The organism is Blautia sp. DFI.3.45 (assembly GCF_020593505.1).
Lineage (GTDB): Bacteria > Bacillota > Clostridia > Lachnospirales > Lachnospiraceae > Blautia_A > Blautia_A wexlerae.
On sequence record NZ_JAJDMI010000192.1, the window covers coordinates 1 to 352 of the forward strand.

At 41.5% G+C, this 352-nt stretch carries 1 pseudogene; it reads left to right on the forward strand.

Annotated elements, in window-relative coordinates:
• Positions 1–49: 49 nt before the first annotated feature.
• Positions 50–352, forward strand: a pseudogene (locus tag LJE09_RS17560) (IS200/IS605 family accessory protein TnpB-related protein); the annotation flags it as partial.

Below are 352 nucleotides of genomic sequence, written 5' to 3' on the forward strand. Positions count from 1 at the left end.
TAGAAAAAACAACAGAATCTGAGAAAAGAGTTATCAGGGAGAAATAAAAATGCAGATAATATCCAGTTATGGTGTAGAATTACGAAAACAGAATATCCCGATCCGCCAGACACTGGAGATCTACCGTTCTGCTGTCAGTTATCTGATTGGGATTTATGTGCAGGTATGGGAAAAATTAGCAGAAATCCCGGATGCAAAGAGGCGTTTTAATGCTGCAGAACATCTGGTACATACTACGAAGAAAAACCATGCCTGTTTTGATTTTGATATCCGGTTCCCAAAGATGCCTTCCTATCTGCGCAGATCTGCCATCCAGCATGCACTGGGGACAGTATCCTCTTATAAAACACGG